The 22,026-nt window shown below is 61.6% G+C and carries 24 protein-coding genes and 1 pseudogene; 15 read left to right on the top strand and 10 right to left on the bottom strand.

Features of this window, described 5'->3' with window-relative positions; translation table 11 throughout:
- Positions 1–95 precede the first annotated feature (95 nt).
- From fliD to RZR99_RS08920, 11 genes are all read left to right on the top strand, one after another.
- Entirely contained in the window at positions 96–1,631 is a 1,536-nt protein-coding gene (gene fliD / locus RZR99_RS08970; RefSeq protein WP_323119393.1) for a flagellar filament capping protein FliD, read from the top strand.
- Between the two features lie 39 nt (positions 1,632–1,670).
- The gene (locus RZR99_RS08965; RefSeq protein WP_323119392.1) at positions 1,671–1,973 is read left to right on the top strand and encodes a flagellar protein FliT; all 303 of its coding nucleotides are present in this window, start codon (positions 1,671–1,673) and stop codon (positions 1,971–1,973) included.
- Between the two features lie 214 nt (positions 1,974–2,187).
- Entirely contained in the window at positions 2,188–4,524 is a 2,337-nt protein-coding gene (locus RZR99_RS08960; protein WP_323119391.1) for an O-linked N-acetylglucosamine transferase family protein, read from the top strand.
- Positions 4,521–5,669, top strand: a complete 1,149-nt coding sequence (gene vioA, locus RZR99_RS08955) for a dTDP-4-amino-4,6-dideoxy-D-glucose aminotransferase VioA (RefSeq protein ID WP_323119390.1) — start codon at positions 4,521–4,523, stop codon at positions 5,667–5,669. Before RZR99_RS08960 ends, vioA begins: the two co-directional genes overlap by 4 nt.
- A 91-nt stretch (positions 5,670–5,760) precedes the next feature.
- On the top strand, positions 5,761–6,795 hold the full coding sequence (locus tag RZR99_RS08950; protein WP_323119389.1) for a ketoacyl-ACP synthase III: 1,035 nt from the start codon (positions 5,761–5,763) through the stop codon (positions 6,793–6,795).
- 52 nt (positions 6,796–6,847) lie between these two features.
- Complete coding sequence (locus RZR99_RS08945) at positions 6,848–7,069, top strand: acyl carrier protein (RefSeq protein ID WP_323119479.1); 222 nt, start codon at positions 6,848–6,850, stop codon at positions 7,067–7,069.
- A 2-nt stretch (positions 7,070–7,071) separates the two neighbouring features.
- On the top strand, positions 7,072–8,136 hold the full coding sequence (locus RZR99_RS08940; protein WP_323119388.1) for a ketoacyl-ACP synthase III: 1,065 nt from the start codon (positions 7,072–7,074) through the stop codon (positions 8,134–8,136).
- Positions 8,133–8,897 carry an SDR family NAD(P)-dependent oxidoreductase gene (locus tag RZR99_RS08935; RefSeq protein ID WP_323119387.1) on the top strand — a complete coding sequence of 255 codons (765 nt, stop codon included), beginning with the start codon at positions 8,133–8,135 and terminating at the stop codon, positions 8,895–8,897. Before RZR99_RS08940 ends, RZR99_RS08935 begins: the two co-directional genes overlap by 4 nt.
- Positions 8,897–9,529: a NeuD/PglB/VioB family sugar acetyltransferase gene (locus tag RZR99_RS08930; RefSeq protein WP_323119386.1), complete on the top strand. Its 633-nt coding sequence runs from the start codon at positions 8,897–8,899 to the stop codon at positions 9,527–9,529. Before RZR99_RS08935 ends, RZR99_RS08930 begins: the two co-directional genes overlap by 1 nt.
- Before the next feature lie 11 nt (positions 9,530–9,540).
- Positions 9,541–10,575 (top strand): aromatic ring-hydroxylating oxygenase subunit alpha, encoded by a 1,035-nt coding sequence (locus RZR99_RS08925; protein WP_323119385.1) that lies wholly within the window; start codon positions 9,541–9,543, stop codon positions 10,573–10,575.
- A gap of 194 nt (positions 10,576–10,769) precedes the next feature.
- On the top strand, positions 10,770–11,393 hold the full coding sequence (locus tag RZR99_RS08920) for a LysE family translocator (RefSeq protein ID WP_323119384.1): 624 nt from the start codon (positions 10,770–10,772) through the stop codon (positions 11,391–11,393).
- Between the two features lie 85 nt (positions 11,394–11,478).
- Here the strand turns inward: RZR99_RS08920 and RZR99_RS08915 are convergent, their stop codons facing one another.
- Positions 11,479–13,146, bottom strand: coding sequence for an acid phosphatase (locus RZR99_RS08915; RefSeq protein ID WP_323119383.1), 1,668 nt, complete (start codon positions 13,144–13,146; stop codon positions 11,479–11,481).
- Positions 13,147–13,428: 282 nt separating this feature from the next.
- Here RZR99_RS08915 and RZR99_RS08910 point away from each other — a divergent pair.
- Positions 13,429–13,680: pseudogene (locus RZR99_RS08910) on the top strand (hypothetical protein); the annotation flags it as partial.
- A gap of 13 nt (positions 13,681–13,693) precedes the next feature.
- Here RZR99_RS08910 and RZR99_RS08905 read toward each other — a convergent pair.
- From RZR99_RS08905 to RZR99_RS08875, 7 genes are all read right to left on the bottom strand, one after another.
- On the bottom strand, positions 13,694–14,656 hold the full coding sequence (locus RZR99_RS08905) for an alpha/beta hydrolase (RefSeq protein WP_323119382.1): 963 nt from the start codon (positions 14,654–14,656) through the stop codon (positions 13,694–13,696).
- Positions 14,657–14,934: 278 nt separating this feature from the next.
- Complete coding sequence (locus RZR99_RS08900; protein ID WP_323119381.1) at positions 14,935–15,123, bottom strand: type II toxin-antitoxin system RelE/ParE family toxin; 189 nt, start codon at positions 15,121–15,123, stop codon at positions 14,935–14,937.
- A gap of 47 nt (positions 15,124–15,170) precedes the next feature.
- Complete coding sequence (gene relB / locus RZR99_RS08895; RefSeq protein ID WP_323119380.1) at positions 15,171–15,629, bottom strand: type II toxin-antitoxin system RelB family antitoxin; 459 nt, start codon at positions 15,627–15,629, stop codon at positions 15,171–15,173.
- A 434-nt stretch (positions 15,630–16,063) separates the two neighbouring features.
- Entirely contained in the window at positions 16,064–17,188 is a 1,125-nt protein-coding gene (locus RZR99_RS08890; protein WP_323119379.1) for a uracil-DNA glycosylase family protein, read from the bottom strand.
- The gene (locus tag RZR99_RS08885) at positions 17,185–17,892 is read right to left on the bottom strand and encodes a thymidylate synthase family protein (protein ID WP_323119378.1); all 708 of its coding nucleotides are present in this window, start codon (positions 17,890–17,892) and stop codon (positions 17,185–17,187) included. The genes RZR99_RS08890 and RZR99_RS08885 overlap by 4 nt, the downstream gene beginning before the upstream one ends.
- Positions 17,889–18,824: a nucleoside triphosphate pyrophosphohydrolase family protein gene (locus tag RZR99_RS08880; RefSeq protein WP_323119377.1), complete on the bottom strand. Its 936-nt coding sequence runs from the start codon at positions 18,822–18,824 to the stop codon at positions 17,889–17,891. Before RZR99_RS08880 ends, RZR99_RS08885 begins: the two co-directional genes overlap by 4 nt.
- A 376-nt stretch (positions 18,825–19,200) precedes the next feature.
- Entirely contained in the window at positions 19,201–19,419 is a 219-nt protein-coding gene (locus RZR99_RS08875; RefSeq protein WP_323119376.1) for a tyrosine-type recombinase/integrase, read from the bottom strand.
- Between RZR99_RS08875 and RZR99_RS08870 the strand changes: the two genes are divergently transcribed.
- Both RZR99_RS08870 and RZR99_RS08865 read left to right on the top strand, forming a co-directional pair.
- Positions 19,419–19,685 (top strand): hypothetical protein, encoded by a 267-nt coding sequence (locus RZR99_RS08870; RefSeq protein WP_323119375.1) that lies wholly within the window; start codon positions 19,419–19,421, stop codon positions 19,683–19,685. The genes RZR99_RS08875 and RZR99_RS08870 overlap by 1 nt on opposite strands.
- A 131-nt stretch (positions 19,686–19,816) precedes the next feature.
- Positions 19,817–20,236, top strand: a complete 420-nt coding sequence (locus tag RZR99_RS08865) for a helix-turn-helix domain-containing protein (RefSeq protein WP_323119374.1) — start codon at positions 19,817–19,819, stop codon at positions 20,234–20,236.
- Between the two features lie 81 nt (positions 20,237–20,317).
- Here the strand turns inward: RZR99_RS08865 and RZR99_RS08860 are convergent, their stop codons facing one another.
- Both RZR99_RS08860 and relB (RZR99_RS08855) read right to left on the bottom strand, forming a co-directional pair.
- Positions 20,318–20,605 carry a type II toxin-antitoxin system RelE/ParE family toxin gene (locus RZR99_RS08860; RefSeq protein ID WP_323119373.1) on the bottom strand — a complete coding sequence of 96 codons (288 nt, stop codon included), beginning with the start codon at positions 20,603–20,605 and terminating at the stop codon, positions 20,318–20,320.
- A gap of 3 nt (positions 20,606–20,608) precedes the next feature.
- Entirely contained in the window at positions 20,609–21,067 is a 459-nt protein-coding gene (gene relB, locus RZR99_RS08855; protein ID WP_323119372.1) for a type II toxin-antitoxin system RelB family antitoxin, read from the bottom strand.
- A gap of 620 nt (positions 21,068–21,687) precedes the next feature.
- Between relB (RZR99_RS08855) and RZR99_RS08850 the strand changes: the two genes are divergently transcribed.
- On the top strand, positions 21,688–21,960 hold the full coding sequence (locus RZR99_RS08850) for a hypothetical protein (protein WP_323119371.1): 273 nt from the start codon (positions 21,688–21,690) through the stop codon (positions 21,958–21,960).
- Positions 21,961–22,026: the final 66 nt, after the last annotated feature.

Genomic DNA, 22,026 nt, shown 5'->3' with positions numbered 1-22,026 from the left:
TGCAATTCCTCGTGGCCGCCGCACCCTTTTTCACCCGATGCACCCGATGTCCCGAATGTTCCCCTGCCGTCTCTGACGACGCACGGAGTTAAGCGATGTCCACGCCCATTTCGTCGAGCACCACGACCACCACGCAGCAGCAGACCAATCAGGCGCTGCAGGAAGCGGCGCAGTCGATCATCAGCGGCTCGACCGGCAATTCGTCGCTCGACGTGAATTCGCTCGTGACCGCGCTCGTCAACAGCAAGACGGCCGGCCAGACCGCGCAACTGTCGACCGCAACCGCGGCCGACCAGACCCAGCTCACCGCGCTCGGCACGCTGAAAGCGGCCCTGGCGGCACTCCAGAGCGGGCTCGGCTCCCTCGCCGACGGCACCTTCAATCAGGCGCTCACCACCACCACGAGCGGCACCGGCCTCACCGCAACGACCGGCGCGGGCGCGGTGGCGGGCAGCTACTCGGTGCTGGTCAGCCAGATCGCGACGTCGCAAACGCTGTCGTCCGGCGCATTCAATGCGACGCAACAGCTCGGCACCGGCACGCTGACCGTCTCGGTGGGCGGCCAGTCGACGTCGATCTCGATCGATTCGACCAACAACACGCTGTCCGGGATCGCTTCCGCGATCAACTCGGCCCCCAACAATCCCGGCGTGACCGCCACCATCGTGACGGGCACCGACGGCGCGCACCTGGTGCTGCGCTCGTCGTCGCCGGGCGCGGCCAACACGATCAACGTCGGCGTCAGCAACCTGTCCGGCGACAACGGGCTGTCGAGCCTCGCCGTCACGTCGACGCCGAGCACGACAGGCGGCCAGTCGACGATCGCGTCGGGCGGCAGCATCGCGTGGTCGCAGTCGACGGTCGCGCAGGATGCGGAATTCTCGATCGGCGGCATTGCCGGCAGCAGCGCCTCCAATGCGGTGACGAACGCGATCGCGGGCGTCACGCTGAATCTCACGCAGGCGGCGGTCAGCACCACGCCGCAAACGCTCACCGTCACGCAGGACACGGCCTCGCAGGTCAACGCGGTCAGCAACTTCGTGTCGCTGTACAACACCGTCGTGACGACGATGCAGACGCTGTCGTCGCTGAGCGGGGCGGGCACCAGCTCGACGACGGCCGGCCCGCTGCTCGGCGACTCGACGCTCAACACGATCAACAACTCGCTCGCCCGCATCATCGGCAGCGGGGTCGAGGGCGGCGGCAGCACCGTCACGCTCGCGGCGCTCGGCATCACGATCGCCGACAGCAGCACGTCGAACCAGGCGGACGGCACGCTGATCCTCGACAAGAACCAGCTCACGACCACGCTGCAGAACAATCCGGCGGCCGCCTCGACGCTGTTCAACGGCACCAACGGCATCGGCGCGCAGCTCAACACCACGATCCAGAATTTCGTGCAGACGGGCGGCGTCTTCGACATCCGCTCGAGCGCGCTGAACCAGGATCTGAAGAGCATCGCGCAGCAGCAGTCGGCACTGAGCGACTATTCGTCGCAGCTCACGTCCCAGTACAACGCGCAGTTCACGGCGCTGAACACGCTGATGGCGCAGATGAACTCGAATTCGAACTACCTGACCCAGCTGTTCGGCGGTACGAACAGCGCGGGCGCGCTGGCCAGCAACAAGTAAGCTGTCGCCTCACGCACTCACAGACGGAGAAGCCGGAAGATGAATCAGACGTCGTTGGTCGAACAGGTATTGGCGATCACGCAAGCCATCGATCATGCGGCCCAGATGGCCGACTGGTCCGAGGCGGCTCGCCTCACCGAAGAGCGCTCGCCGCTCCTGATGTCGATTTCGCCGGAGCAGACGCCCGCCGCGCTCGCGCTGGTACACCAGATCCAGGCGATCGACGCGGCCGTGGTCGCCAACGCGCAGGTCACGCGGACCGAACTGCAGGCCGAATATCGCGCCGCGATGGAGCGCCTGAACGCGGCCAGCGCATACCAACAAGCCGCCGCGCGTTTCTGACGCGCGGCGATCCCCGACAACAATAACTCACGCGTTTGAACGCGTGCTCGTTCGCCTCCGCGCCCGCCCTGAGCGGGCTTTTTTTATTTTGGGGACAGGGTTGTACGACGCCGGCCCATGCCGCAAATTGGCACGGGTTTTGGGGTTAGCTCCGCGCTTCGAACCGCTCGGGCGGCCGGGATAATTTGCTGAACTCGCTCATTCCGCCGTGACCATGTCCTTCTTGCCCGAACCGACTTCCGCCCCGCTGACGCCGGAGCAGCAGCAAGCCGCCGACATCGCGCTGGTGCTGCAAAGCGCGATCGAGCAGCAGCAGCAGGGCGCGCTCGGCGACGCTCAGGCGCTGTACGAGGCCATCCTCGACGCGCAACCCGATCATTCGGACGCCCGCTACCGTCTCGGCACGCTGAAGGTCCAGGCGGGTGCGCCGGCCGAAGCGATCGCGCATTTCGAAATCGCGCTCGGCCTCGCCCCGAATCATCCGGGGTACTGGATCAACTACATCAACACGCTGACCGACGACGGCCAGATCGCGGCCGCCTGGACGGCGGTGACGCTGGCCCAGCAGCGCGGCGTCGCCGGGCAGGCGCTCAATCTGATGATCGCGCGTTTGTCGAATTCGGCCGAAGGCCGGCCGTCGCCGCTGCAATTCGTGGAGGTGGCGTCGACGGCTGCTCCTGCCGCCTCGCCCGCGGTCGACGACGGCGACGGTGCCGCCCCCGCCCAAGCGGACACGCGCCGGCCGAGCCCGCAGGAAGTGAACCGCATCGCGACGCTCGCCAGCAAGCAGCGCTACGTCGAGGCCGCCAAGGCGGCCCGGCTCCTCACGCAGCGCTATCCGGCCTACGGCATGGGCTGGCGGCTGCTGAGCGTGGCACTGTTCTGCGGCGGCGAATACGGGCAGGCGCTCGATGCGCTGACCCGCACCGTCGCGCTGCTGCCCGACGATCTCGAATGCCGGATGCTGCTGGCCGACACATTGCGCGTGTCGAACCGGCTGCCCGAAGCGGAGGCGCAATGCCGGCAGACGCTCGCGCTCGCGCCGGACCACGCGGGCACCCACCGCGTGCTGTGCATCACGCTCGGCGGCCTCGGACGGCTCGACGAGGCCATCCGGCACGGTCGGCGTGCCATCGAACTCGCGCCCCACGTCGCCGACATGCACAGCACGCTGGCGGTGACGATGTTCGAAGGCGGGCTCGCCGGCGAGTCCGAAGCGCATTTCCGCCGCGCGATCGAGCTGAATCCGAAAGATGCGCCGACCCACAGCAATCTGCTGTTCTCGCTGACGCACAAGATCGGCATCGACGTCGCAACGCTCGTCGACGCGCATCGCGACTTCGCGCAACGGCACGCAGCGCCGCTGCGCGCGCGCTGGCCGCGCCATGCGAACCGCCGCGACCCCGATCGCAAGCTGAGGATCGGCTTCGTGTCGGGCGACCTGTTCCAGCACGCGGTCGCGTCGTACCTGCTGCCGCTGCTCGTCCACCTATCGAAGGACCCGGGGCTGTCGCTGCACTTCTATCACAACCACGTCATCGAGGATCACGTCACCCTGAAGTTGCGCGCGTACGCGGACGAATGGCGGATCGTGACCAACCTCGACGACGAGCAGCTGTGCAACCAGATCCGCAGCGACCGGATCGACATCCTGCTCGACCTGTCCGGCCATACGGGGCGCAACCGACTGCTCGCGCTGGCCCGCAAGCCGGCGCCGGTGCAGATCAGCCACATCGGCTACCCGGCGACGACCGGGCTCGACGCCGTCGACTACTACTTCGCCGACCGCTTCGCCCTGCCGTTCGGCCCGCTGGAGCAGCAGTTCACGGAAAAGATCGTGCACCTGCCGGCCTCGGCGACGTTCGAGCCCGAGCGCAACGCGCCGCCCGTCAACATCCTGCCCGCGCAGCACAACGGCTACCTGACGTTCGGCAGCTTCAACCGGCTCAACAAGCTGCGCCCCGATGTGATCGCGACCTGGGCTCGCCTCCTGCACGCGCTTCCGACCGCCCGCATCGCGCTCGGCGCGATCCCCCCGCAGGGCGGAGAAGAAACGCTGATCGGCTGGTTCGAGCAGGCCGGCATCGCCCGCGAGCGCCTGACGTTCCTGCCACGCTCGGCCACGGCGGTCTACCTGCAGCAGCATCACCAGGTGGACATCTGTCTCGACACGTTCCCCTACACCGGCTCGACCACCGTTCTCCATTCGTTGTGGATGGGCGTGCCGACCTTGACGATCGCGGGCGAGACGCTACCGAGCCGCGCCGGCTCGACGTGGATGTCGCACGTCGGGCTGGAAGCATTCGTCGCGCGCGACCTCGACGATTTCGTCGCCAAGGGCATCGCCGCCGCGAGCGACCTCGACGCGCTGGCGCGCATCCGCACCGAATTGCGCGGCCGCTGCGCGGCAACGCCTGCATTCAAGCCCGACGTCATCGCGCACGGCCTCGCCGATGCATTCCGGATCATGTGGCGCCGCTGGTGCGACGGCCAGCCGCCCGCCAGCTTCACCGTGCCACCGCGCGACAGCTCCGACGGAGAACCTTCGTGAACGCTCTTCCGATGCGCAAGATCGAGCCGCAGACCGACGAGCCGATCTACGTCACCCAGCCCCATCTCGCGCCGCTGGCGGAATTCCTGCCGTACCTGGAGGAAATCTGGGAAAGCAAGGTGCTGACGAACGGCGGACCGTTCCACCAGCAGCTGGAGCAGGCACTGTGCGACTACCTCGGCGTGCGTCACCTGTCGCTGTTCACCAACGGCACGCTCGCGCTCGTCACCGCGCTGCAGGCGCTGCGCGTGACGGGCGAAGTGATCACGACGCCGTATTCGTTCGTCGCGACCGCGCATTCGCTGCTGTGGAACGGCATCAAGCCGGTGTTCGTCGACATCGATCCGGTCACGCTCAATCTCGATCCGTCGAAGATCGAGGCCGCGATCACGCCGCAGACGATGGCGATCATGCCGGTGCACTGCTACGGACGGCCGTGCGACGTCGCCGCGATCCAGCGAATCGCCGACAATTACAACCTGAAGGTGATCTACGACGCCGCGCACGCGTTCGGCGTCCAGATGGAGCAAGGCAGCGTGCTGGAGCACGGCGACATGTCGATCCTGAGCTTTCACGCGACCAAGGTGTTCAACACCTTCGAAGGCGGCGCGATCATCTGCCGCGATGCGAAGTCCAAGCAGCATATCGATCACCTGAAGAACTTCGGATTCGTCGACGAGGTCACGGTAGTCGCCGCCGGCATCAACGGCAAGATGAGCGAAATCAACGCGGCGTTCGGTCTGCTGCAGCTCAAGCACATCGGCGATGCGCTCGCGCGGCGCGCGCGCATCGACGCCGTCTACCGCGAGCAGCTGCGCGACGTGACCGGCATCCGCCCGCTGCCGCCCGTCGCCGCGAAGGTCGGCAACTACGCGTACTTCCCGATCCTGGTCGGCGACGATTACCCGCTGAGCCGCGACGCGCTCTATCAGAAGCTGCGCGACCACGGCATCTACGCGCGCCGCTACTTCTACCCGCTGATCTCGGATTTCCCGAACTATCGCGGCCTGCCGTCGTCGCGCGTCGACAACCTGCCGGTTGCGCGCGCGACCGCCGAGCGCGTGCTGTGCCTGCCGATCTACCCGGCGCTCACCGATGCATCGATCGCGCGGATCATCGACCTGATCGCGGACGGCCGCCCATGACGGGCCCGCTGCGCCCGGGCCGGACCGGCACGGCGGCAAGCCCGCGCCGCGCCGCGCACGCTCGGCTGCGCGCCGGGGCGGAGACCGGACGATGAACACCGCCGGCCATCCGCTTCGCGCGACGCTGCGCGACTTCGCCGGCCATCTGCCCGCGCGGACGCTGGCCAACGACGAACTGGCGGCGCTCTACCCGGAGTGGCCGGCCGACAAGATTCTCGCGAAGACCGGTATCCACGTCCGGCACATCGCCGCGCCCGACGAGACGGCGGCGGATCTCGCGTGCGCGGCGGCCGAACGGCTGTTCGCGCGGGGCGCGGTTGCGCCGGACGATATCGATTTCGTGATTCTCTGCACGCAGGCACCCGACTACGTGCTGCCGTCGTCCGCGTGCGTGCTCCAGCATCGGCTGGGCATCCCGACCCGCGCCGGCGCGTTCGACGTCAACCTCGGCTGCTCGGGCTACGTGTACGGCCTGTCGATCGCGAAGGGGCTGGTCGAAACGGGCGCCGCCCGCTGCGTGCTGCTGCTGACGGCCGACACCTACTCGAAGTACATCCACCCGCTCGACAAGAGCGTCCGTACGTTGTTCGGCGACGGCGCGACCGCGACCGCGATCGTCGGCGAGCCGGGCGACGCGGATGCGATCGGACCGTTCGTGTTCGGTACCGACGGACGCGGCGCCCCGAACCTGATCGTGAAGGCCGGGCTGTTTCGTTCACCGAAAAACGCCGAGACCGCGCGCGAGCACGAGGATGCCTCCGGCAATCTGCGTACCGACGAACATCTGTACATGAACGGCGCCGATGTGATGGCGTTCTCGCTCACGGAAGTGCCGCGCGCCGCCGAGCGCCTGTTCGAGCAGTCCGGCGCGACCCGGGACGACATCGATTTCTTCGTGCTGCATCAGGCGAACCGCTTCATGCTCGAAGCGCTGCGCAAGAAGATGAAAATCCCCGAAACGAAATTCCCCATCCTGATGGAGCACTGCGGCAATACGGTTTCGTCGACCATTCCGCTCGCGCTCGAACGAATGCGCGACGACGGCGCGCTCGTGCGCGGCAGCCGCGTGATGCTGCTGGGGTTCGGCGTCGGCTATTCGTGGGCCGGCTGTCTTTTGAATTATTAGCAGGATTTAGCAGGAGCGAAACATGAACGCAGCTTACGAAAGTCTCGTCGACGTGAAGGCCTTCTACGAAGGCCTCGCCGAAGTATTCGAAATCGACGCGGCCGAGATCGCGCCCGAATTCGACCTCGTCGCGCACAACTGGGATTCGCTCGCGATCGTGTCGACGATCGCGCTGGCCGACGACTGCTTCGGCGTGCTGCTGAACGGGCAGGCGCTCGGCAACTGCAGGACGGTCGCCGATCTCGAAGCGCTGATCGCAGCGCAGAAGGGCTGAGCATGAGCGGGCAGGACGCCGGCGCCGGGCGCGAGCTGCTGACGCGCGGGGCGCGGATCGCGGGTATCGTCTCCGCGGTGCCCGAGCGCGAAATCGGCAACGACGCGTTCGTCGCGCGCTTCGGCGCCGATCCGGTGCGCGACGTCGTCAAGATGATCGGCGTCGAACGCCGCCGCTGGGCCGGCGCGCAGCAGACCACGGGCGACCTGTGCCGCGCCGCCGGCCGGCGTTTGCTGGACGGCCTGGGCTGGCGGCCCGACAGCGTCGACGCGCTGCTGTTCGTCTCGCAGACGCCGGACTACCGGCTGCCCGGCACCGCCTTCGTGCTGCAGCGCGACTGGGGACTGCCGTCCGCGTGCATCGCGCTCGACGTCAACCTCGGCTGCTCCGGCTATCCGCAGGCGCTGTGGCTCGGCATGAACCTGATCCAGAGCGGCGCGGCCCGGCGCGTGCTGCTCGCGGTGGGCGACACGATCAGCAAGCTGGTCGATCCGGACGATCGCGCGACGAGCCTGCTGTTCGGCGATGCCGGTACCGTGACGGCGCTGGAAGCCGGCGGCCCCGACGACGTGGCGCGCTTCATCATCGGCGCGAACGGACACGGCGCGCACAACCTGATCGTGCCGTCCGGCGCGTGCAAGGACTACGACACCGCGGCGGACCCGCGGATGGCCGGCAAGTCCGCGACGCATCTGTTCATGGACGGCGGCGAGATCTTCAATTTCACGCTGCAGGGCATTGCGCCGCTCGTCGCGCGCACGCTCGCGTACGCCGGCAGGACGACCGACGGGTACGACGCCTTCCTGTTCCATCAGGCGAACCAGTTCATGCTGAAGCACCTCGCGAAAAAGGCCGGGCTGCCGGCCGGGCGGGTGCCGTCGAACATCGGCCGATACGGCAACACCAGCTGCGCATCGATTCCGCTGCTGATGACGACCGAACTGCCGGCGGCGCTGGCCGAGCGCGCGCTCGACCTCGCGATGTTCGGCTTCGGCGTCGGCTATTCGTGGGCTTCCGCGTCGCTCGCCGTCGGGCCGCTGCGCGTCATCGACACCCTTACCCTATGACACACTTTTCCGAGCGCTGCCTCGCGGGCGGCATCTATCTCGTCACCGGCGCATCGTCGGGCATCGGGCAGGCCGCCGCGACGGCGATCGCGCGCGCCGGCGGCCGGATCGTCGCGGGCGGCCGCGATGCGGACCGGCTCGCCGCCGTCGTCGCGGCGCTGCCCGGCGACGGACACGCGGCCAGCACGGCCGAGCTGAACGACGCCGACATGGCGGCCGACTGGGCGGGCCAGCTCGCCGAACGGCACGGCGCGTTCGCGGGCGTGTTTCACGCGGCGGGCGCCGAGTTGATCCGGCCCGCGCGGATGACCCGTCAAGCGCAGCTCGACCACGTATTCGGCAGCAGCCTTTATGCGGCGTTCGGCATCGCGCGCGCCGTCAGCAGGAAGAACGTGCTCGCCGACGGCGGCTCCGTCGTGCTGATGTCGTCGGTCGCCGGATCGACCGGCCAGGTCGGCATGACCGCGTATTCCGCCGCGAAGGCGGGCATCGACGGCCTCGTCCGCTCGCTCGCGTGCGAACTGGCCGCGCGGCGCATCCGGGTCAATTCGATCGCGGCCGGCGCCGTCAAGACCGCGATGCACGCGCGCCTGACGCAAGGCAGCCCCGACGATGCCGTCGCCGCCTACGAACAGAGCCATCTGCTCGGCTTCGGCGAAGCGGACGATGTCGCGAACGCCGCGCTGTTCCTGCTGAGCGGCGCGAGCCGCTGGATCACCGGCACCGTGCTCGCCGTCGACGGCGGCTACCGGGTGCGCTGATGGACAAGCGACTGGTGGTAGCGGGCTGCGGCGCCTTTGCCCGCGAACTGATCAACTGGGCGGACGACGCGGCCGCGCACGGCACGGGCTTGCCGATCAGCGGATTTCTCGATGCCGATCCGGACGCGCTCTCCGGGTTCGCCTATCGGGCCGAATGGTTGGGCGACATCGACGCCTACGTGCCGCGGGCGGGAGAGGAAGTGCTGGTCGCGATCGGCGATCCGGCCGCGAAGCGCGACGTGGTCGCACGGCTGCGCGCGCGGGGTGCGGTATTCGGCAGCCTGCGCCACCCAAGCGCCGTCATTGCGCGCACCGCCGCGCTCGGCGCGGGCGTGGTGCTGTGCCCGTACTCGATCGTCTCGGCGGACGCGCATGTCGGCGACTTCGTCGCCGTCAACGTGCAGTCGAGCATCGGGCACGACGTGAGAGTGGGCGCGTACTCGACGCTCAGCTCGCATGTCGATCTGACCGGCCATGTCGAGGTCGGCGAGGCCGCGTTTTTCGGCTCGGGGGCGCGCGTGCTGCCGAAGGTGAAGATCGGCGCCGGCGCGAAGATCGGCGCCGGTGCAACGGTGATGCGCTCCGTACCGGAACGGGCCGTGATGTACGCGATGCCCGCGAAACGGCTTTGACGGGCGCACGCATGGATTTCGACCGCGCGCTCATCGACAGTTACTGGCATCTCGGCTGCCACCGGCGCGAGTTGCCCGCCGACGGCGACTATCTCCGCTTCGACAGCGCGGCGGGCGAGATCGTGCTGTTCAACGATGCGGGCGAGCTGGTCGCATTCGACAACCGCTGCCCGCATCGCGGCGCGCGGATCTACACCGGCGACGACGGCAACCAGCCCGCGAGCTGCGCCTACCACGGCTGGACCTACCGGCAAGGCAGGCTGATCGTGCCGGGGCGCGAGCGCTTCGACGCGTGCCAACTCGCCCGGGCGGATCTGCGCCGCTACCGGATCGACTGGTGCGGCGATTTTCTGTTCTTCGCGAACCGGCCGCGTACCGATCTCTCGGCCCAGCTCGGGGGATTCGCCGAGTTGCTGGAGAACCTCTCGTTCAACATCGGCGGCCGGCTCGACCTGAACCGATACGACTACGAGTGCTACTGGCCGCTCGCGATCGAGAACGCGCTGGAGCCGTATCACATCGATGCGGTCCATCCGGAGACGCTCGCGACGCTGCAGCTCGAAGCCGGAGACAACCGCTTCGACGGCGTGAACTCCGCGTGGTACGCGCCGCTCGGCGCGAGCCGGTTGAATGCCCAGTTGGCGAAGCTGCGGCGCTTCTTCACGCTCGATTACCAGTACGACGGTTACCTGAGCGTCTATCTGTTTCCGTTCACGATGATTTCGTCGACTTACGGGTACTCGTATTCGCTGCAGCATTTCCTCCCGGTGGCGGGTGCCGCCGAGCGCACGCATTTCACGAGCCGGCTCTATGCGGCGCATGCCGCCGACGATCGGGCCGCGCGCCTGTTGACGTCGTTCTTCGACTCGACGATTCGCGTGAACCGGCAGGTCTTCGACGAGGATCATGCGATCTGCAAGCGGATGCCGCGCGACAGCTGGTCGATGGAGCCGCTGCGGTTCGCGTCGGCCGAGGAAGCGAAGATCGATCATTTTCGACGCAGTTGCCGCGCGTTCGTCGACGTGCCCCGGGCGGCCGTGGCCTGATTCGGCGCGCGCGGCGTGTCGCTTCGCGTGCTCCGTTCGGGGATTTTCCGGTGTTTTCGGGTTGTGCCGGGCGATGCCTTGTCCGTCTAAGCGGGTATTTCACGATATGCCGGAGCCGGCCGATTGTGTCGCGCTTGACAGCGTAGCGAGCCATGTGGATCACTGCCGGAATCCCCTGTCGACCGGAGCTTCCCATGACTCTCCAGACTTGGCTCGCGTTCATCGGCGCGAGCATCATCCTGCTGCTGATCCCCGGCCCCACGATCCTGCTCGTGATCGGCGACTCGCTTGCCAACCGGAACCGCTCGTCGTGGAGCACCGTCGCGGGCGTCGCGGCGGGCGATTCCACCGCGATGGCCGTGTCGCTCGCCGGCGCGGGGGCGCTGCTCGCGGTCTCCGCGACCGCGTTCACCGTGCTCAAGCTGATCGGCGGCGGCTACCTGATCTATCTCGGCATCAAATCGATCCGGAACGCGCGGCGCAGCGGCGCGCTCGACATCGCGGTGCGCGGCAAGTCGGCGGGGCGGCGTTTCGTGTCAGCGTGGGCGGTCACCGCGCTCAATCCGAAGAGCATCGTGTTCTTCGTCGCGTTCGTTCCGCAGTTCATCTCGCCGCACCAGACCTTCGCCACGCAATGCGCGGTGCTGCTGCCGACCTTCGTCTGCCTCGCGGCGCTCAACGCCGCCTGCTATGCGCGGCTCGCCCGCTTCGCGGCCGCTCGGTTGACGGGGGAAGCCGCGCAGCGCCGGTTTGGTTATGGCGGCGGAGCGGTGCTGATCGGCGCGGGGGCGCTGACGCTCAGGATGTCGCACGCGTGACGGTGAGGTAGCCGCGGTGTGAGGTGCGTTATGGATCGACGAACCCGGCACCTCGCATCGCCGGGTTCGTCGCTTCAACGCTGCCTCAACCGAGGTCGAGCGCGTTGGTGAGATCGCCCGGCGGCGTCTGGCCGCGCGCGGCGAACGCCTTGTTGCGCGCCGTCACGCCGTCGAGTGGCGCGAGGCCGTGCACGCGGCTGATGAAGCGCAGGATCGAGTTCGTGTCGTACAGCGTGTGGTCGACATAGCCCTTTTTCGCGAACGGCGCGATCACCAGCGCCGGAATCCGCGAACCCGGCCCCCAGCGGTCGCCCAGCGGCGGCGCCACCGGATCCCACCAGCCGCCGTTCTCGTCGTGCGTCATGACGATCACCGTGTTCGCCCATTGCGGGCCGCGCTGGATATGCTCGATCACGGTCGCGATGTGACGGTCGCCCGATTCGATATCCGCATAACCCGCGTGCATGTTCAGGTTGCCCTGCGGCTTGTAGAACGTGACGGCGGGCAGGCGGCCCGCGTCGATGTCGGCAAGCAGGTGGTTGGTCGACGGATCGTCGCCGAGGCCCGCGTCGCGCAGATGCCTGCGGCGCGCGTCGGTGCCCGGCGCGTAGTTGACGAAGTAGTTGAACGGTTGATGGTGGTACTGGAAGTCGGGCACCTCGCCGGTGTCGCGATGGTCGAGCGCGTACTGCCACGCGCCGCCGTACCACGCCCAGTCGACGCCTTTTTCCGACAGGCGCTCGCCGATCGTCGCGTAGCTTTGCGGCGGCAGCACGCGCGGGTTGGTCGGATCGGCATAGGCGGGATTGCCGTCCGGCAGCGGATGCACATAGCTCGGCTGATACGGCGGGGCCATCGTGTTCACCGCGTAGCCGTCGGGCGTGAACGCGCCGTCGTTCTCGAACTTCGGCGGGCCGTCGAGTGCCGATGCGGGCGAGTCGGACGCCTGCTTGAGCCGCGTGCCGGTCGGATCGTCGCCTTCCACCACCGACACCATGTGCTTCGCCGCGCTCTTGCGCACGTCCGGATACAACGGCGCCTGCGCGGAGATCAGGAAGATGTGGTTCAGCCACGAGCCGCCAAAGGCGGCCATGAAAAAATTGTCGCAGAGGGTGAATTGCTGCGCGAGATTCCAGAGGCGCAGCGTGTCGGCCGAGTTGCGGTAATGCCCCATCACGAGGCCGCCCGAATCCGCCCACGCGGCGAACTGGTTGTTGCGGCCGGCGTTGATCTGCATCTGGTTCTGATAGAAGCGGTGCCACAGATCGCGGGTGATCACGCTGTTCGGCAGCGGCTTGCCTTGTGCATCGCGGATCAGGAACGGCGCGTTGGGCAGCTTCTGGATGTCGCGCTCGGCGATCATGTAGCGCCGGCCGTCGATTTCCTGAGCTTGCGGCACGAGGCCGCCCCAGATGTTGGGCAGGGTCGGCAGCGGCGTCTTGCCGTCGCGGTCGAACTGCAGCGCCTGCTGGGGCGGCACCGCGCTCAACGGGTACTGCACGCCGGGGAAATTGCCGTAGAGGTTCGCGAAGCTGCGATTCTCCGCATAGATCACGACGATGTTGCGTACCTGGGTGCGCAGCGCCTGGTCTAGACGGAGGTCGGCGGCCGAGCGGGGGGCGGCGTCGGCGAGCGGATTCGTCTCGCAGCCGGCGAGCGCAAAGCTCGCGCCGATGGCCGCGATGCCGCCGAGCACGCGGCGGCGGTCGGGATCTTCGGGGGTGTCGTCGGGCAGTTGGGGGATGTCGGTCACGGGTTCTCCTCGGTCTGGCCTGATTGGAAATGTTGCTGCGGAAGCGGCGACGCTGGGACGCTGCGGGGGTGTGTGAGCATATGACGCGAACCGGTGCAGTGGATCGCATTGTCACGGAAATGTCACGAATGGGAATATAACGCGGGGAGGTGGGGCGGGGGGAGGCTTGGGAGGCGCCGTAGGTTTCCGCAGGGCATGGGCGATGTCGGGGACCCTGCGCAGACGAGGTCATGCACCGCGGCATGGTCGTCGTTCAAACGTCGATGGAAAGCAAAGGGATCTGGACGAAGACGGAGCGCCGCTCAGTCCGGCTACGGTGCTTTGGGGAATGTGCGAGGCGTGGTGAGCTTGACCCCGAAACCGGCAGATACGGCTGAGAAAGCTCAAGAAAACAAAGGCTTGGCGCGCCCGGCTGGGATCGAACCAGCAACCCCTGCCTTTGGAAGGCAGTTGGCACGTCGCGCCCTCACAGCGTTTCTTCAAGCAATCAAACAGCCGTTCATCCGCCCCATCCTCTCCGCTCGGGAAATCTGAGCCCGCCGTCGGCTCACGCCGAACGCGCAAGCACATCATCCAGCCACGCACCCACGTCACGTTGAACGATGTCCTTGTTGAACCCGTTCAATATCTCGTGACGATCCCCCGGGTAGAAACGATACGCCAGTGCGAGATGTCCTTGGTGCATGTAGCGGGTAATCAAGGACTGTATCGAGACCGTGTTCCCGCCGACAAGATCCAGGGTGCCGGCCACCACAAGGATAGGGAGGCTTTTCGGAATTCTGGTTTCGTTTTCCGGGATCCACAGACTACGGAATCCATCCAGCACCGAGTAAAGCATGCTGTTGGAAAACGGCTTCCCGCAAAGATCATCGCTCAGGAAACGCTGGATTTCAGCCGGGTCTGTTGCCATCCATTCGCAGCCGGTCACAGGTTGACCATCCTGGACGAATGGTGCGTTGAGCGAATGCAGGACTTTCCCGAAGAGTTCCGAGGGCAGATCGCCATCGGCGGAATGCGCCACGCTCTCGAGCGCCGTCACCTCTGCGTCGTCGACCTCCGGCAACGCGCCTAGCGTGCCGCACAGCACGGCAGCCGCTAGCAAGTCGCCGTGATTCTGGATGTGAGACTGGGTGAGCGCAGAACCCATGCTATGGCCGAACGCGACCAAAGGCAGGTCGGCATATTCGGATTTCGCCAGCCTCGAAAGCTGGGCAATGTCGCTCGTCATGTCTGCCCAGCAAGTCAGCCCCGCTTGTCCCAAGCCGGCCGCGCCGGCCGTCCGGCCATGACCACGCAAATCGAGTGCATAGACAACGTAGCCTCGCGCACTGAGGTATCGGCCGAACCGCTCATATCGCCCGCCGTGCTCACAGATTCCGTGCGTTATCTGGACAACGGCCCGAGGATCGGTCCCCGCCGGCGGAGTCCATTTGCGGAGGAATATTTCGGCACCATCCACGATCGACGAGAATGATAATTCTTCGTACCCACTGCCGGTATGCATAATCATGTAAGTAATTCCTGATAACGAAGTGGAAATCCATCGATCCTGCTGCAGAATATCAGGAACCATACTCACACAATCTCAACTCCGGCGAAATGATCGTTGGCGATTCGTAATCAATGTCCTTCGGAGAGCAATATCCAACAGTGATTCATTGGCTCCCAAATGCTGCTGCATCCGCGCTACGCTTCGCAGTTCCTCGCGCCGTTGCCCCTGCCCACGCATAAATGCTTACCGGTCGCCGGGATAATTCTGTCGAGCATCGATAATCCTCACGATTTCGATTACCCCACCGTCTTTCTGACCCGATAGACCAACACATAGCCGCGCGTCAGAACCATTTCACGCGTACCTCGCGCACGGCCGGCCCGGTACAACTCCGGGTGCTTCGGCAAGGCGTCGGTCAATCGTTCTATCTTATCGTCCAGGTCGAGCGCGGCGCTTGGATTGTCTACCGCGATATAGTCGAACACATTGATACGTTCTTCACGCGCGACCTCACGCCATTCAACGACAAAACTTAGCTCCCTGCTCGTGCCAGTCGCTTGCGCAACGCGGCCTTTTTAACGGCCATCTCCTGTTGCACTTGGGCATGCGGAACATTGGGGCGCGGGTCGTCCAGTGACTCCTGCACCTGCTCACGGAACCAGCGGTCATAGGCAGCGGCTTCATGTGCATGACGCAACCGTTCGGACGCATCGACGCGAGCACGGACAGGTTTGGCGAACATGTCGAAGCGGGTCGCGTCGACCTGAAAACGCGCGATTCCGATGCGATGCAGAAAGGCCACCAGCGTGTCGAGCTTCGGCCAGATACGCACGTTGCCGCGCCGCGCCGGCAGGACCCGCTCGGTCATGCCGTACTGGATCACGACGCCCCAACCACCAGCCTGGGCGACCACGTTCGCGCCGCGCACACTGTTGGCCTGCACCAGTTGTTCGAGGGTGTGTTGGTCGATGGTATCGAGTGAGTGTGCCATGGCGGGTTCTCCCGGTTGCCAATCATCTACTCGACACTTTACCAAACATCTATTGACTGGCTACCGCGCGGTAACTAGTCGGCTTGACGTAACGCTTCTGAGCTCCCATGTTGCTGGCTTCGGAGGGCAGAAAGCCAGGACGGTGGCTTCCTGGCTCAGAAATATGATCGCGGTCGTGCTGCAATTTGCCCCGACATCCGGTACTAGACCTTCCCGTGCCTAAGCGACTACCGGCTTTCGGGCCGATCTTCCGAGTACCCAAATTCGTACCAACTCGATAACGTCAGCGATCTTCCTGACAAGCCTCCATATCTTCGGTCGGAATCATTTAGCTAGCATTCCGCGATCAGCAAATTCAATAATTTTTCATGTCGCCACTTAATTAAAAACAGGTAGAAATATATTTTTGATGAGAATTTTCATCACATCAAAAACTAATCCTTAGTAGCAAACGGCAAAGCCGCTGCATTATAAAGATTGGCACCTTTCGCCTTTTCTTTTCTTAGCATATTTCTCATGTATTTACTCAAATAAACCACCCTCTTGAGATCCTCATCGCGCATATTTCCGTATTTACTCAAAACTCGATCAATGACAGATCTATCCTTTCCAGAAAGCAGCGCATCTTTCGACTCAACCTCCAGAAAATTTAGTTGACTAGAAAGCAGCAGTATCACCTTTCCATTAGCGACCCGAATCTTAATCTCAGGCATAAGATGCTGTAATTTAGTCAAATGAAGATCAACAAAATATGGACCATCTTTTTGGCGAACCACATATGCATTTGTCAAGCGCTCGCCAGTCAAGTCAATTGAGGCGAGTTCAGCCAAAAAGCACAGTTTATGCAATGCAAAATAACTTAACCCATCAGGATTATTTCTCAAAATTCGACCGGCAACCTCACTCAATTTCATCGCATCAGGGCGTGACTTTTTGCTTGCCGCTCTTTTCTTTGGTTTTTTTAATCTACGTAAATTTTCGGCAACAAATTGATAATCACTCAACTGATTTGCAAAACTCCGATGGACCATAGCCCGCTGTCCGGGATGATACATAGGGATTAAAGACCGCCGCATCCATGAATGACTCGTTCTTACGTGATCGCGTAGCAGAAGCAAATGTGGCTCCAGCACATTACATGCCTTGAGTGCCACAGAACCAAGGGTTACAACAATAGAGGGATCAAGTATCTCTATGGTTTCCCGTAAAAATGGCGCACAGTTCGTTACTTCAACCGTGGTCGGTGTCGCATTATTTCCCTTCTCGTCCTTTGGATTACAAAGCACGGCATTCGTTACGAACACTTCGTAACGACTAATCCCGACTTGCTCAATAAGTTTTTCAAAATTATGTCCCGATTTATCTCCATGAAAAGGTAAATGAGATCCATCTGCCCCCAAGCGCCCGGGCGCCTCGCCTACAAACATAAGCGGAGCCTCAATAGGGCCGCACCCCGGCCCAAGAACTCGCGCACTTTCAGCCATTCTCGGGCATTTTCTACACGCCTGAACACGCGTAACCAAGTCGCGAAAATTATCTTGCTTACTGCTGGAGATCATTGAATTAGTGCCCGAAGCTGCTGCTGGGAGCAGTCAAAATATGCATGGACGGAATGGCATATGAGCTTTCCTGGCCGCTTGTTCGATGCGGTACAAATAAAATCAAGCAGCCGCCCGAGACCAATGAAATTGCCCAGCACCTTGTTGAAGAAATCGTGATTGCGGTATACCACAACAAGATCCAACACGTCATCAGCATTCCACAATATTTCGGCGAACTGCCAGCAGGGCCCACCCCGAGTCCTCGGAGCATCTATGGCTGGCGAAGAAAGATGAAAGACTAACCCTGTGGTGTTACGTTGCGGCCAGTTGTTTAGCTTCTCGATAGCGCGTTCTAATTGATTAACACCATCTGGTGGGAAGCGCACCAAGCGCTCAAAGTAGGTACCCCACGCATGACGTCCTCGTTGCCACGTGCGTGCGCGATCGTGAACTCGCAAGTAGCGTTCGTAGAAATCACTTCTTCCCGATGATCTCTCGAAGGTATTTTGAGGAAATAGTGTATTTGCTACGTCCCTGATATCGTTACCCCCAGCTTTAATGCCAGATGGCGAATATTGCGCAAACCAATGATCAAATACATGACAGGGTTGGTTAATCGTCGTGATTAGATTACTCACCCCTCCTGATGCATCCAACAGCAATTGGCAGCCAATACGCCATGCGTCGAGTGCGGTCTCTCCCCACGCCTCTGAAATACTCATGTGCGCCGTCCTTTTCCAGATGAAGTGGTTCGATAAGTTAGTTTTTGCTTATCCAGATCCACAACCACATCCCCTCCGCGGTTTTTTTTCAATTCCCTGAATGCGGCATAGCCTTGAAATATTGCATCCTGCCATTGCTTCGCAGTACAAGCCCGAACCTCTAAACCCGTCGCCATTCTTCTAATTGTTTTCAACAAAGAAATATCAACCGAACTTCGATCGGAGTACCAAGTCCGTTCCTCAGCTTGATTAAAGATCAGCACCGAAATGGCTTCTTCGATAACCGCAGCCCTCGCACCGTCTTCTACCTCGTCAATTTTCGGCTTAGATTTCCGCTTCCGCTTCAACAACGCTCGACATACTGGAGACCACCCTAAGACCGCTGCATAAGCGAGATGGAAGACATCATGATATCGATAGCCATCATCTTCATGAGAATTGTCTGTTAGAGCATCTCCAATAACGACTCCACCGACTGAGACCTTTACATACAAACTGGGCTCAAGCGGTTTTTCATAAAAATTAACAACAAATCGACGAGGAAGCCTTTCATCATCGGGAAATTCGAAGTCGAAAATATTCACACTCCCCTTGGAATATAGCGATTCTGCTTTTTCAGCATTAGCCTTAGCAATTTCCTCCAACGGGATTTCATAAAGAGACGCTAGGCTAGTCAGGTACCATAAAAGATCCCCAAATTCCTCTCGAAGCTCCGTTCGAAACAATGGATTACCTTTCTGGAGAAGAAGCTTCTTCATCATGCTATGAAGATCACCCACCTCCCCGACAAGCCCCATTAATGAAACGGCTCTAGATGGCCGCTCATTTGTTCTTTCGACCATCGCCTGATAAGCACTGAACGTCGAAAAATCAGCCTCAGACGTAATATCCGACGCGCAGTCAGCATTATCAACGAGTGATTTGCGCGACATTTTCTCTCCAATGTAGTTAGTCTCTTCGTCCCCGTACAGCTTCCAATCAAACGTATGGAAGCCCCCGGTACTCCCCGGAAGCTATATCAATCCTACCACCGTAGCAAAACATCATGATGAGAAATGAGATGCAACGAGGAATGTTTGCCCGGCGAGCATCAATATCTCTTCATATCAATACTCATGCGGATGAAAAGCAGACAATAGACCCGACGTATCAAAGGACTATGCGGATAATTGAAATTGCTCAAGAAATAGTGCACAAAGCACACCTCAATCTCTAGGTTTATCAAATTTTCCAGCCTGCTGCATTTTTTAGAGGCAAGGCCAAAGAGACTCAGACTATTCTCATGATCGCTTTGATTTCAAATCATAATTAAAGCGGTAGAAGTCTCTGCACAGCCGCACGCCCTTGATCCGGCGATAGGTGTGCATAGCGCTCGGTCACCGTAATCGAAGAGTGCCCCAATAGATCTTTCACAACGTACAAGGACACACCTTCCATGACTAACCAGGACGCGAAAGTGTGCCGTAGGTCACCCCCGATTAATGTGTTAGAAAATTGCCCTATACGACATGAATAACAACGGGCCAATGCACAACGACCGAACTGCTAATGATCTTTCCGAGCGAATCTCGCTCGCCTGGACTTCCCTTCCGACCGACGTTCAAATCCTGATTGCACTTGCTGTCGTCATCGCACTTCTCTTTGCTCACGCCGCTTACCGGAGCACAAAGCTTCGCAAGCAACGTGACGACGACCGCGACTACGAACCGAATTCCGATTGGGACCGGGGCGGAAGCCGAGATCCCATCAACAAGGCGACTTACGATCCAAAACAGTTCCGTCGTCCACGTTGAACCATAAATAGGAGCCAGATTTTGCCTTCCCCCGGAGCCTGCTAGACTGCGATTTTAGGAATAAGCCAAATTTTTACCAATTCCCTAATTTCCAGCACCTAGGAAATTGGTAAATCAGCCCAGGAAAAGTTATGACGATTGCAGAACTGCTGGACGCCGCGAAGCGAGCTCAAGGAAGCCTGACGGCAGTAGCGGAGAAATTGGGAGTGCCGCCGTCCAAGCTGTCTGAATGGCGGAAGGGTAGATACAAGCCCGACGCCACCCATATCGCTGAACTCGCTGAACTGGCGGGAATGCCGGTGTTCGAGACGCTTGCGGCCATCGAAACGACGCTGGAATCCGACCGATCGTCAGTTTGGATACGTGCTTTGGGAAATTTGCGTGCGGCGGGTGTAGCGGCAACCGTGGTGCTCGGCGCCACCGCCGTAGTGAGCTTGACCTCGAAACCGGCAGATGCGGCTGAGAAAGCTCAAGAAAACAAAGACTTGGCGCGCCCGGCTGGGATCGAACCAGCAACCCCTGCCTTCGGAGAGCAGTGTTCTCAACAGTGATTCATTGGCTCCAAAACGCTGCCGCATCCGCGCTACGCTTCGCAGTTCCTCGCGCCGTTGCCCCTGCCCACGCATAAATGCTTACCGGTCGCCGGGATAATTCTGTCGAGCACCGATAATCCTCACGATTTCGATTACCCCCACCGCCTTTCTGACCCGATAAACCAGCACATAGCCGGGCGTCAGAACCATCTCACGCGTACCTCGCACACGGCCGGCCCTGTACAACTCCGGATGCTTCGGCAAGGCGTCGGTCAATCGTTCTATCTTATCGTCCAGGTCGAGCGCGGCGCTTGGATTGTCTACCGCAATGTAGTCGAACACATTGATACGTTCTTCACGCGCGATCTCACGCCATTCAACGATCAAAACTTAGCTCCCGGCTCGTGCCAGTCGCTTGCGCAGCGCGGCCTTTTTAACGGCCATCTCCTGTTGCACCTGGGCATGCGGAACATTGGGGCGCGGGTCGTCCAGTGACTCCTGCACCTGCTCACGGAACCAGCGGTCATAGGCAGCGGCTTCATGCGCATGACGCAACCGTTCGGACGCATCGACGCGAGCACGGACAGGTTTGGCGGACATGTCGAAGCTGGTCGCGTCGACCTGAAAACGCGCGATCCCGATGCGATGCAGAAAGGCCACCAGCGTGTCGAGCCTCGGCCAGATACGCACGTTGCCGCGCCGCACCGCCAGGACCCGCTCGGTCATGCCGTACTGGATCACGACGCCCCAACCGCCAGCCTGAGCGACCACGTTCGCGCCGCGCACGCTGTTGGCCTGCACCAGTTGTTCGAGGGTGTGTTGATCGATCGTGTCGAGCGAGCTTGCCATGACGGGTTCTCCCGGTTGCCAATCATCTACCCGACATTCTACCAAACATCTACTACTTGGCAACCAAGTAAGGGTTCACTGGCTCACCGACTTAACGTAACGCCTGGACGACGCGCCGCGTACACAATTTCCAGATTACGGAGTAACTGCTCTAACAAACATCCAACCCCATCCAAATAAATCCGATGCACGTCTATTTTCGATATACCAATGCAGAGGAAACCATCGAGAAATAGAGCCCATATTCACCATTTTAATGACCTGCCAAATCTGACAGGCCACTCCCTCAACACAGCTCCGTCAATCGATAATCAATCAATTTTCTACGAATTATAAGCACCTGCTTTATTATTTCGACATCGAAATTTCTTTCTAACATCCAACATATTATTTCAGCATTGAAAGGATTATAAATTGTGTTGCCAAATATTTCTATCTCCGCCATTCTTGGCTCGCCGGGCTATCCGAGAGTCTCATTAGCTGGCCCAGCAAAAACCACTTCGTTACGATCCCTCGAACAGCGATTAGATCGCGCAAGCGATCAACCCTGATCCAACCGCCATCATCGCGACTTCGTGGGAATCTTACGAAATACAAACGATTCCATTTTGGAGCACCGTATGCAGATTCATAAAGCACAAGAACTGAATGCACACGAAATTCTTCAAGTCGGCGGTGGCATCGAAGATCAAGTTGCCCCGCCCACCTCTTCCGGCGGCGGCGGCGGCGGTTATAGTGTAGGCTGGAGTGTCGGCGGCTGCGACGCCGGCGCGATTGGTGGAGCGATCGCAGGGAGTCCCGGGGGGGTCATCGGAGCTACCATTGGTGCCGTTGGCGGTTGCATTGCAGGCGGCCTGCAAATCACTACGCCCAAGTTTCCGCCGGGCAAGTAATATTATCGACCAATTTAACAGTGAGTGGACCTATGTTAAATCGCTTAAATTACGGAAAAGCATTAA

The organism is Burkholderia alba, assembly GCF_034721475.1.
In the GTDB taxonomy this organism is placed as follows: Bacteria; Pseudomonadota; Gammaproteobacteria; order Burkholderiales; family Burkholderiaceae; genus Burkholderia; species Burkholderia alba.
This window is presented reverse-complemented; position numbering and strand designations above follow the sequence as displayed.